The sequence below is a fragment of the Marinococcus sp. LNHM3E3-2.2 genome (genome assembly GCF_056034385.1).
In genome coordinates this window covers 96,699-105,872 of the sequence record NZ_JBQLIC010000009.1, presented here as the reverse complement: position 1 = coordinate 105,872, position 9,174 = coordinate 96,699, and the positions used below count along the sequence as shown (strand labels likewise).

Annotated in this window: 10 protein-coding genes and 12 tRNA genes; 19 read left to right on the top strand and 3 right to left on the bottom strand. The window is 47.5% G+C overall.

Annotated features, from left to right (window positions below; all coding sequences use genetic code 11):
* Window positions 1-86 precede the first annotated feature (86 nt).
* From ACTRXF_RS12660 to ACTRXF_RS12605, 12 genes are all read left to right on the top strand, one after another.
* Window positions 87-163, top strand: a tRNA-Met gene (locus ACTRXF_RS12660).
* Between the two features lie 3 nt (window positions 164-166).
* Window positions 167-242 (top strand) — tRNA-Asp (locus tag ACTRXF_RS12655).
* A 91-nt stretch (window positions 243-333) separates the two neighbouring features.
* Window positions 334-409, top strand: a tRNA-Phe gene (locus ACTRXF_RS12650).
* 10 nt (window positions 410-419) lie between these two features.
* Window positions 420-495 (top strand) — tRNA-Thr (locus ACTRXF_RS12645).
* Window positions 496-498: 3 nt separating this feature from the next.
* Window positions 499-583, top strand: a tRNA-Tyr gene (locus ACTRXF_RS12640).
* A 7-nt stretch (window positions 584-590) separates the two neighbouring features.
* Window positions 591-664, top strand: a tRNA-Trp gene (locus tag ACTRXF_RS12635).
* Between the two features lie 24 nt (window positions 665-688).
* Window positions 689-764 (top strand) — tRNA-His (locus ACTRXF_RS12630).
* A gap of 10 nt (window positions 765-774) precedes the next feature.
* Window positions 775-849: transfer RNA gene (locus ACTRXF_RS12625), tRNA-Gln, on the top strand.
* A gap of 3 nt (window positions 850-852) precedes the next feature.
* Window positions 853-927, top strand: a tRNA-Gly gene (locus tag ACTRXF_RS12620).
* Window positions 928-961: 34 nt separating this feature from the next.
* Window positions 962-1,036: transfer RNA gene (locus ACTRXF_RS12615), tRNA-Cys, on the top strand.
* A gap of 23 nt (window positions 1,037-1,059) precedes the next feature.
* Window positions 1,060-1,149 (top strand) — tRNA-Leu (locus ACTRXF_RS12610).
* Window positions 1,150-1,163: 14 nt separating this feature from the next.
* Window positions 1,164-1,249, top strand: a tRNA-Leu gene (locus tag ACTRXF_RS12605).
* A 123-nt stretch (window positions 1,250-1,372) separates the two neighbouring features.
* On the opposite strand, the gene ACTRXF_RS12600 is transcribed toward ACTRXF_RS12605, so the two are convergent.
* On the bottom strand, window positions 1,373-2,074 hold the full coding sequence (locus ACTRXF_RS12600; protein ID WP_474261672.1) for a hypothetical protein: 702 nt from the start codon (window positions 2,072-2,074) through the stop codon (window positions 1,373-1,375).
* 85 nt (window positions 2,075-2,159) lie between these two features.
* Between ACTRXF_RS12600 and queG the strand changes: the two genes are divergently transcribed.
* From queG to ACTRXF_RS12575, 5 genes are read left to right on the top strand one after another with little or no spacing between them, the layout of a single operon-like run.
* Complete coding sequence (gene queG, locus ACTRXF_RS12595) at window positions 2,160-3,305, top strand: tRNA epoxyqueuosine(34) reductase QueG (protein ID WP_474261673.1); 1,146 nt, start codon at window positions 2,160-2,162, stop codon at window positions 3,303-3,305.
* Window positions 3,306-3,334: 29 nt separating this feature from the next.
* A complete protein-coding gene (locus ACTRXF_RS12590) occupies window positions 3,335-3,862 on the top strand; it encodes a methylated-DNA--[protein]-cysteine S-methyltransferase (protein ID WP_474261674.1) in 528 nt (175 codons plus the stop codon).
* Window positions 3,863-3,882: 20 nt separating this feature from the next.
* Window positions 3,883-4,356, top strand: a complete 474-nt coding sequence (gene trmL / locus ACTRXF_RS12585; RefSeq protein ID WP_474261675.1) for a tRNA (uridine(34)/cytosine(34)/5-carboxymethylaminomethyluridine(34)-2'-O)-methyltransferase TrmL — start codon at window positions 3,883-3,885, stop codon at window positions 4,354-4,356.
* A gap of 16 nt (window positions 4,357-4,372) precedes the next feature.
* Window positions 4,373-4,678 (top strand): antibiotic biosynthesis monooxygenase family protein, encoded by a 306-nt coding sequence (locus ACTRXF_RS12580; protein WP_474261677.1) that lies wholly within the window; start codon window positions 4,373-4,375, stop codon window positions 4,676-4,678.
* A 15-nt stretch (window positions 4,679-4,693) separates the two neighbouring features.
* Entirely contained in the window at window positions 4,694-5,251 is a 558-nt protein-coding gene (locus ACTRXF_RS12575) for a DUF5366 family protein (protein WP_474261678.1), read from the top strand.
* Between the two features lie 13 nt (window positions 5,252-5,264).
* Here ACTRXF_RS12575 and ACTRXF_RS12570 read toward each other — a convergent pair whose 3' ends face one another.
* Window positions 5,265-7,136 (bottom strand): transglycosylase domain-containing protein, encoded by a 1,872-nt coding sequence (locus tag ACTRXF_RS12570; protein WP_474261679.1) that lies wholly within the window; start codon window positions 7,134-7,136, stop codon window positions 5,265-5,267.
* Window positions 7,137-7,321: 185 nt separating this feature from the next.
* Here ACTRXF_RS12570 and lepB point away from each other — a divergent pair, with 185 nt between their 5' ends.
* On the top strand, window positions 7,322-7,876 hold the full coding sequence (lepB, locus tag ACTRXF_RS12565) for a signal peptidase I (RefSeq protein WP_474261680.1): 555 nt from the start codon (window positions 7,322-7,324) through the stop codon (window positions 7,874-7,876).
* 57 nt (window positions 7,877-7,933) lie between these two features.
* On the opposite strand, the gene msrA is transcribed toward lepB, so the two are convergent.
* Window positions 7,934-8,491 (bottom strand): peptide-methionine (S)-S-oxide reductase MsrA, encoded by a 558-nt coding sequence (gene msrA, locus ACTRXF_RS12560; protein WP_474261682.1) that lies wholly within the window; start codon window positions 8,489-8,491, stop codon window positions 7,934-7,936.
* 118 nt (window positions 8,492-8,609) lie between these two features.
* Here msrA and ACTRXF_RS12555 point away from each other — a divergent pair, with 118 nt between their 5' ends.
* Window positions 8,610-9,155: a glycerol-3-phosphate responsive antiterminator gene (locus ACTRXF_RS12555; RefSeq protein ID WP_474261683.1), complete on the top strand. Its 546-nt coding sequence runs from the start codon at window positions 8,610-8,612 to the stop codon at window positions 9,153-9,155.
* Window positions 9,156-9,174 lie beyond the last annotated feature (19 nt).

Below are 9,174 nucleotides of genomic sequence, written 5' to 3'. Positions count from 1 at the left end.
AGGATTAGCTCAGCTGGGAGAGCACCTGCCTTACAAGCAGGGGGTCGGCAGTTCGATCCTGTCATCCTCCACCATTTATTATATATCGCGGGGTAGAGCAGTCTGGTAGCTCGTCGGGCTCATAACCCGGAGGTCGTCGGTTCAAATCCGTCCCCCGCAACCAATAGGGCCTGTGGTGTAGCGGTTAACATGCCTGCCTGTCACGCAGGAGATCGCGGGTTCAAATCCCGTCAGGCCCGCCACTTTACTTTTATTCATATTGACAAACAAAATGAATAAGGTATAATTTCATTCGAGTCGTAAACATTTCACTCGAAATCAATCATTCAATATGGCTCGATAGCTCAGTCGGTAGAGCAGTGGACTGAAAATCCTCGTGTCGGCGGTTCGATTCCGTCTCGAGCCACCATTTAAAAAACGCCGGTCTAGCTCAATTGGTAGAGCAACTGACTTGTAATCAGTAGGTTGGGGGTTCAAGTCCTCTGGCCGGCACCACGTGGAGGGGTAGCGAAGTTGGCCAAACGCGGCGGACTGTAAATCCGCTCCTTCGGGTTCGGCGGTTCGAATCCGTCCCCCTCCACCACTTATACAGGGGTATAGTTTAATGGCAAAACAGCGGTCTCCAAAACCGCCAATGTGGGTTCGATTCCTACTACCCCTGCCATTTTTAATGTGTTATGTTCATATGGCGGTTGTGGCGAAGTGGTTAACGCACCGGATTGTGGTTCCGGCACGCGTGGGTTCAATTCCCACCAATCGCCCCATATTGGATAATGGGCTATAGCCAAGCGGTAAGGCATCGGGTTTTGGTCCCGTGATGCGCTGGTTCGAATCCAGCTAGCCCAGCCAATTGCGGAAGTAGTTCAGTGGTAGAACACCACCTTGCCAAGGTGGGGGTCGCGGGTTCGAATCCCGTCTTCCGCTCCATTATTAACATAAGCATTGAGCCATTCTCTGGAATGGCGGTATAGCCAAGTGGTAAGGCACGGGTCTGCAAAACCCTTATCCCCCGGTTCGAATCCGGGTACCGCCTCCATTATTAAAGAGAAGCAAACGCCTGCCGGGGTGGTGGAATTGGTAGACACACAGGACTTAAAATCCTGCGGTTGGTCATCAACCGTGCCGGTTCGAGTCCGGCCCTCGGTACCATTTTTCAGTTAAACGGCGAAGTGGCGGAACCGGTAGACGCGCTTGACTCAAAATCAAGTGTCCTCTGGACGTGTGGGTTCGAGTCCCACCTTCGCTACCATTTAACGAGTCAGGAAGACGTTTCTAAAGGGAAACGTTATTTTTATGTTTAATTTTAAATACCGAAGCTGACCATAAAGAAAAAGTCTTTCCTTTTCAAAAAAAGGAAAGACTTTTTTTATAATCATGAAGAGAACTCCCAAACAGGAGAAGCTGCCCGCAGCAGTCGGCTTTCTGAGGTGCCGCCATGTATTTGAGTAAACATGTCCCCGACCGCCTGGGTGAGTTCAGCAGCAGACTCTTTGGAAAGCTGGGGCCGCATAAAGGTTAATTGTATTGCTGTCGTAGTTGAACGACTGGTCCGGCTGTAAAGACTTGGCCCGCTTAATGAGCCCAGTGTTTTCTTGCGGTCCTTGGCTATAATCTGTCCGTACATCGGATGGACATGGTTTTCACTAATCTTAAGCTCATCCTGTTCAACGCCGAAACCGATTTTCAAATAATCGAAGACAGTATCTGCATCGATTAATATAATCGGGGTTTCATACTGCAGGTTAAAAAAATGAATGAGGTCTTCCCCGGAATGCTCGGAGGGAGTGGTATTATTTTCCTGTAGGTTTTTGTACAGCTGCTCGTGAAGAGGTGGGAGAGACCGGTCGATAAGTCCTGCCTGTTCTAATATTTGTTGCCACTGCCGAACACCTGTATAGTCATAGATAGACTGGTCAAGCAGGTCCATCTGGATTTGTTTATGAAAGAAGTCCACCCGCCCCCGAAGCATCCCCGGGGAGTCATCAATAACGATGTCACGGTAGATGTTGACGCCGCATTGAAAAGAAGGAATAATTTTAAAAACAGAAGAAGAAATAGAAATGTCTTTGATCATATACATCCCCCTTTGTGTCTAGCTCATAGTGTATCATATCACTTTTACAGACTCCGGCGAAACGATTTATAAAGGAGGGCCGTCCATGCGAACGGCAGAGGAATTAAAAGAGGAGATTCAGGTGTTTGCAGAGTCTATCGGTATCGATAAAGTAGGCTTTGCTTCTGCTTCTCCCTTTGTGACTTTAAAAGCGAGGCTGAAAGAACAGCAGCGGCTGAACTACCAGTCGGGCTTTGAAGAAGACGACATTGAAAAAAGAACGCACCCCGAGCTGCTTCTGACTGAAGCAACAACGATTATCTCTATTGCCCTCGCATATCCGACGAAGCTTCCAGAGGCTCCAAAAAATCGTCCTGGAGCACGCAGGGGCCAATTTTGCAGGGCCTCCTGGGGTAAGGATTACCATGACGTTCTGCGGGATAAATTAAACCAGCTGGAGGCCTTTATACAAGAAACCGTGCCTGGGGCCGAATGCAAATCCATGGTTGATACCGGTGAACTATCGGACCGGGCGGTTGCAGAGCGCGCCGGGATTGGATGGAGTGGCAAAAACTGCGCCATTATCACTCCGGAGTTTGGTTCGTATGTATATTTAGGCGAAATGATTACGACGCTGTACCTGCCGGAGGATACACCCCTGATGGATCAATGCGGCACGTGCAACCGATGTGTGGATTTATGTCCAACGGATGCTTTGATCCAGGGTGGGCAGCTTGACGCGAAAAAATGTATCGCTTATCTGACGCAGACGAAGGAATCCCTGCCGGAGCGCTACCGCCATAAACTAGGCAATAGATTATACGGCTGTGACACCTGTCAGCAGGTGTGCCCGGAAAATAAAGGTGTGGATTTTCATAATCATCCAGAGTTTGAACCCGACCCGGAAGTGGTCAAGCCGCTGCTTGAGCCTTTACTAACCATTTCCAACAGAGAGTTCAAAGAAAAATTTGGGTATATTGCGGGCTCCTGGAGAGGAAAAAAACCAATTCAGCGTAATGCGCTGATCGCCCTCGGCCATATGAAAGAAAAATCCTCGATACCAACGATTATACAGCTTCTCCATAACGATCCGCGGCCGGTCATTCGCGGTGCCTGTGCCTGGGCTTTGGGAGAAATGCCTACGCAGGAAGGGATGGTGGCCCTGCACAGTGCTAACAGCAGAGAAGAAGAGGCAGAAGTGCTTGAAGAGATTGCAAAAGCATTGGATAAAACCTCCCCGGAACGAGTATAATAGAAGAAAACGTAATAAGGAGGGTCTTCATGGAGGCTTGGGCTGCATCACAAGCAATTGGTGATATCGGTGAAGTGACCATAGTATTATATGAAGGTCGTATCTGTATGCTGAATTTCGGTTCCTTGGAAGAAAATGAAGACCGGATAAAGCTTTGGCTGAAGAAGCATATTGGTGCTTCCTGCGGACTGCGGAAAGAGCTGCACCCCGTGCACGCAGACGTGTTTCGGGAGCTCGAAGAATATGCAGCGGGTGAACGCACAACGTTTACCGTATCGCTCGATATGAGAGGAACGTCTTTTCAAAAGAAAGTGTGGCAGGCACTTCAGAGTATTCCTTATGGAGCGACAAAATCATATGCAGAAATTGCTGAAAAGGCCGATTCCCCGAAAGCTTTTCGGGCAGTGGGAATGGCTAACAACAAAAATCCAGTTTCCATAATCGTGCCATGCCACCGGGTCATTGGGAAAGATGGAAAAATGGTAGGCTTCGGCAGCGGAGTACACTTAAAAGAAACACTGCTCGAATTAGAAAAAGCGCAGGCAGTTTCGCGGTAGGAAAAGAAGGAGAGAGCGACTTGGCTTTACATGTAGTATTATTTCAACCAGAAATACCGGCGAACACCGGAAATATTGCAAGAACATGCGCAGGAACAGACACCCACCTGCACCTGATACGGCCGCTCGGTTTTTCCACGGAAGACCGGATGCTGAAGCGGGCAGGCTGTGATTACTGGCCAAATGTGCAGATTCACTATTATGATTCACTCGAAGAATGGATGGATACGTATCCGGAAGCGGAGTTCTTCTTTGTAGAAACAGTAGGGTCATCGTCGTATGCCGTTCATGACTATTCAGATCCTGTGAAAGACTATTTTTTTGTGTTTGGACGTGAAACAACCGGTCTGCCGGAATATGTAACAGAAAAGTTTCAGGAAAATTGCATCCGGATACCCCAGAATGATAAAGTCCGTTCCTTGAATTTGTCCAATACGGCCGCTATTTTAGTTTATGAAGCACTCCGCCAGCAGGCATTTCCACAATTACAATAATGAAAGAGGGATCAAGATGTACGTTGTTATAAATGAACTCGAGGTACCAGAAGAAGCAAAAGAACAAATCCAGGAACGCTTCGGTGCCAGCGCTGAAAAAATGAATCAGGTACCGGGATGTCTGGAATTTTTGTTTCTAGATGAAGCGACCGAAGATGGAAAACAGCTTGTTTTCACCAAATGGGAAACCAGGGAAGATTTTGAAAACTGGCTCGAAAGTGACTCATTTAAGTCCTCTCACCGTGCAGGAGGGCAGGAGAAAAGAGAGAGTGCAGCTACCGGTAACCAGATCCGCCAGTTTCGCGTAGTCCATGCCAGTTAAAACCGGAGGCCCGTGGTGAAAAATGCATATTTAACCAGTCACTTTCCGATTCTTGCCATTTTATTTTTTTGTTTATCCTTTGGCATTTGGTCGCAGCAGTATATCGCCGCCTTTTTAGAATCAGCCGGCATTTATCAGGGAATGCTCGAATTTTTCTCAGACAGTGGCATTAAATTGACCATGCTTTTTGTGCTGATGCTTGCGTTTTTTATGATTATTGCTGCATTAAAATTAATTTCAGACACGATGATGGGGCTGTCACTGTTATTTTTTTTGAGTGAAGAAAAAGGGGATAGCCGCTCCTATCTTCAGAGCTGCGCCTGGATTTATTTAATGGCAGGGGGCGTGTCGCTGTTCCTTACTTCTCATCTCTATGTACTTGGAGGGCTTTTCATAGGAGCGACGCTTGTTTCCTTTGTCTATTTGATCATCCGACTGGCTCCTTCCCTTCGTTTTGCCGGAGTGGCTGGTTTTTTGCTTCTTCATCTATCCTTCTGGGGGCTTTTTATTTTTGGTACAGGGTACGCCGGTTTGCGGCTGTACAATAGTTTTCTACATAGTTTGCCAGTATAAAAAAAGCGGACGGCTAAGGCTGTCCGCTTTTTTTATATAGTAAGGGGTACATCGCTTTCCAGAAAGAGAGGGCGCTGTCTTCAGGATCTAAAGGACGGGGGTCGTCGTATCCGTGCCAGACTCCCATGGTATATCTGCTGTCATAGCCGGCAAACCAGCTGTCTTTAGTATTGTTTGATGTACCGGTTTTCCCGCTGACGTCTTCAAAATCTTTCAAGGTTGAAGCCGTGCCTGAAACGGCAGTGGTGCGAAGGGCTTCACGCATCTGGTCATTTGTTTCCGGAGACCATACAATTATTTCCTTCTTTTCCCACTCAAATAAGATTTCTCCATTTGCATCAGTAACAGAAGTGATAGCGCGCGGCGGCTCATACGTGCCACCGTTGGAAAATACGGTATAAGCACTCGTCAATTCTACCGGGGAGACCCCGTGTTCAATACCGCCGAGGGCGGCAGCGTATTGCCTGTCTTCCGTGGTTAATTTTTGCCACTCAAATTTTTCAAGATAGTGAAAGGAAGATTCCAGCCCGGTTTGATGCATGAGACGAAGAGCGGAGGTATTGTAGGAAAAGGCAAGGGCATGTTCAATCGTTACCCTATCCTTTGCCGTTCCGCCTTCATTTGCGGGACAATAGGAGGCTACGCAGTATTTCTTTGTGGAAACCAGGTCGTTAATAGAGCGCTCTTTTTCTTCAAGGTATGGCCCGTAGACGAGCAGCGGCTTCCACACCGAGCCTGGCTGCCGGTATGCCTGAAAGGCCCTGTTAAATTCATGTTCCCGATAATCTGCCCCGCTGCTTATGGCCGTAATAGCGCCGGCCTCGTGATCAGCAATGACAGCGGCTCCTTCAATGCCCCGCTGCTGCCAGTAGGAGCGGGATTTTTCTGTGAGCATGGTCTGGAGCTCAGAGTCCATGGCGGTATGGATAGTAATGCCGGATTGAAGGAGCTGTTCTGTTCGTGTGTTCAGCTCTTCGTAAAGAGCTTCTTTTTCGCTTTCCGATGCCTGACTGATCTGTTCAGTCCATCCTTCATTTTGTGCAACGAGCTGTCTGAATTCATGTTTTACATAATCAGTGTAATCAGGATAAGGGTTGGCTTTGCTTTTTTGTAAGTCCACAGAGACAGTTTCCTGAACGGCCCGTGAATTTTCCTCATCAGTTACAGCACCCGTCTCTTCCATTTTATCCAGGATCCACTGCTGCCGCTCCCGCGTATGGTCCGGATGATCAATGGGGTGGTAGTAGGACGGGTTGGCTGGAATGGCAGCGAGAAAAGCTGTTTGTGCTAGCGAGAGGTCACTGCTTGGTTTACCAAAATAAGAAAGACTCGCCGTTTCAAATCCGTAAATTCCTTCGCCAAAATAAATAGTATTCATATACATTTCCAGAATTTCATTTTTTGTATAGGTTTGTTCAAGCTGATAGGCAAACAGCACTTCGGCAACCTTTCGTTCATACGTCTGCTGATGGTTAAAATAAATATTTCTTGTCGCCTGCTGGGTAATCGTACTTGCGCCTTCTTCAATACCTCCGCTGCTGGTATTGCTTATAAGAGCCCGGACAACGCCTAAAGGGTCAATGCCCTGATGCTCGTAATACTTTTGGTCTTCCGTTGCAATAAAAGCAGCTCTTGCACGTTCAGGAAAATGGGGGAGGGATACGTACCTCCGGTTTTCCCCGGGCTGAAATTCAGCAATTTGACTGCCCTGCCGGTCGGTCACGTAGCTGTTCTGGGCAATGGGCACGCCGGAGACGTCAATCTGCTCTTCGAGGAAAGAAGAGAGAGCCTGGGTACTGCTCATCTCCTTTGCAAACAACCAGGAAACGATGGTCCCGCCGATGATAAACAACAGTATCCATAGAAGCCCTAAAATTTTTCTCATGTGTGTAATTCCTTCGCTTAAGGATATTTATTATATCGACAAAGAGAGCTTTAAGGTTTAAAAAGGAAAAGAAAGTATATGTATAAATATGATATAATGCCTCTAGTCTGCGCGGATTTTCGGTTTGCCCGCCTGCAGAAACCGTGCTAAAGTAAAAAGGCAGATAGAAACGGAGGAAGTCGGTAATGACGAATTGGTCAAAAGAAATATGGGATTGGATTAAAGTAATCGTCGTCGTCGTTTTAATCGTCGTCATTGTGCGCGGCTTCTTGTTTGCCAACTATGTTGTCAGTGGACCTTCCATGCTTCCGACAGTGGAAGACGGGCAGCGGATGATTATTAACAAGATCGGATATGCCTTTTCGGAGCCCGAACGCTCAGATATCATTGTTTTTCATGCGAATGAAAACAGTGACTATATTAAAAGAGTGATCGGCCTTCCAGGAGATACGGTGGAGTACAGGGACGATACGTTATATATTAACGGAGAAGCTCAGGAAGAGCCGTACTTAGAAGAATTTCAAAACCAAACGAGCGGAGAGTTCACTCAGGATTTTACGCTTGAAGGAGTGACCGGTGAAACAACCGTGCCGGAAGACAGCTATTTTGTAATGGGTGACAACCGCCCTCGTAGTGAAGACAGCAGAGCCAGCGCTGTCGGTTTTGTAGATGAGGACCAGATTGTGGGAGAGGCGAGTATCAGATACTGGCCGCTCGATGATTTCACCTTCAGTCCATAAAAAGAGCTTCAGCAGGCAGCACCTGCTGAAGCTCTTTTTGATGGCTTATAATTTTTATTAATTTCCGGGAGAACTGTCCCAGTGTGCTTCAATAAATTCGTCCCGGCCGGAGAGGGCGCGGTCTTTTTTATATGCTTCCCTTTCCTTCTTATAAAAGTTCTGGTGGGATTCCTCAGCCGGATAAAAAGGTTCCGCCGGCCGGATCTCCGTAACTACGGGGGCACGGAACCGGCCGCTTTCTTCTACCTGCTGCCTCGATGCTTCCGCCAGCCGGCGCTGTTCTTCGGTATGATAGAAAATGGCCGTCTGGTATTGAGGCCCGCGGTCGTGAAACTGACCATGGGGGTCTGTCGGATCAATTTGAGGCCAGTATAGATCGAGCAGCTGCTGATAGGAAAACAACGCAGGGTCAAACTCAATCTGAACTGCTTCTCTATGCCCTGTTGTTCCAGCTTTCACCTCATCGTACGAAGGATGCGCAACGCTGCCGCCGGTATAGCCGGAGGTAATGGATATAATGCCGGGAAGCTCGTCAAACGGCTGCACCATACACCAAAAACACCCGCCGGCAAAGGTTGCCAGTTCTTTATTTTTTGTCTCGTTTTGCTGGGTCATTGCGAACACCGTCCATCACCTGTATAGTATTTTTTGTATTTGTGTAAAGTATAGCACAGCAAAAAGAAGTCGTAATTCAAAAAGCCTGAACACGAAAGACAAATAAAGGAGGGAAGATATGCTTACCGGCCAAAAAATTCTGCCAGCAGCCCGTAATGAAAGGGAGTTTGAAAAAGCACTCAAAACCTCCGGGCAGTACGTGGTCATTTTGAATGTGCATCTGGCGAAGCTTAAAAGCCTGATGCAGTTAAGCAAACGGGCAGATAAAAAAGTACTGCTGCATGCAGATCTGGTCCAGGGACTTGCTCATGATGATTCCGCGGCTCAGTTTTTATGCCAGAATATCCGCCCGGACGGATTAATCAGTACCCGCAGGCAGATTCTTACAACCGCTAAAAAAAACAATCTTATTACGGTGCAGCGTTTGTTTTTGCTGGATTCCCTGGCACTTGAAACAAGTTTTAAGCTGCTTGAAGACATTAAACCGGATATGGTAGAGCTTCTGCCGGGTATTGTACCGTCCATGATTAAGGAAGTAGCCGAAAATAAAAATGTACCTGTTATTGCAGGTGGTCTGATTCGTTCGCAGGAAGAAGTTTCTGCCGCCTGGAACGCAGGAGCATCGGCCATATCGACGACGGAAAAATCATTATGGCCAATATAGAGAATAGAAAAGTGGAGGA

Excerpts from the sequence above, each read along its gene's own strand:
- queG (WP_474261673.1), top strand. The coding sequence starts at position 2,160 with ATGCGAACGGCAGAGGAATTAAAAGAGGAGATTCAGGTGTTTGCAGAG.
- ACTRXF_RS12570 (WP_474261679.1), bottom strand. The coding sequence starts at position 7,136 with ATGAGAAAAATTTTAGGGCTTCTATGGATACTGTTGTTTATCATCGGC.
- msrA (WP_474261682.1), bottom strand. The coding sequence starts at position 8,491 with ATGACCCAGCAAAACGAGACAAAAAATAAAGAACTGGCAACCTTTGCC.
- ACTRXF_RS12600 (WP_474261672.1), bottom strand. The coding sequence starts at position 2,074 with ATGATCAAAGACATTTCTATTTCTTCTTCTGTTTTTAAAATTATTCCT.
- ACTRXF_RS12555 (WP_474261683.1), top strand. The coding sequence starts at position 8,610 with ATGCTTACCGGCCAAAAAATTCTGCCAGCAGCCCGTAATGAAAGGGAG.
- ACTRXF_RS12590 (WP_474261674.1), top strand. The coding sequence starts at position 3,335 with ATGGAGGCTTGGGCTGCATCACAAGCAATTGGTGATATCGGTGAAGTG.
- ACTRXF_RS12580 (WP_474261677.1), top strand. The coding sequence starts at position 4,373 with ATGTACGTTGTTATAAATGAACTCGAGGTACCAGAAGAAGCAAAAGAA.
- lepB (WP_474261680.1), top strand. The coding sequence starts at position 7,322 with ATGACGAATTGGTCAAAAGAAATATGGGATTGGATTAAAGTAATCGTC.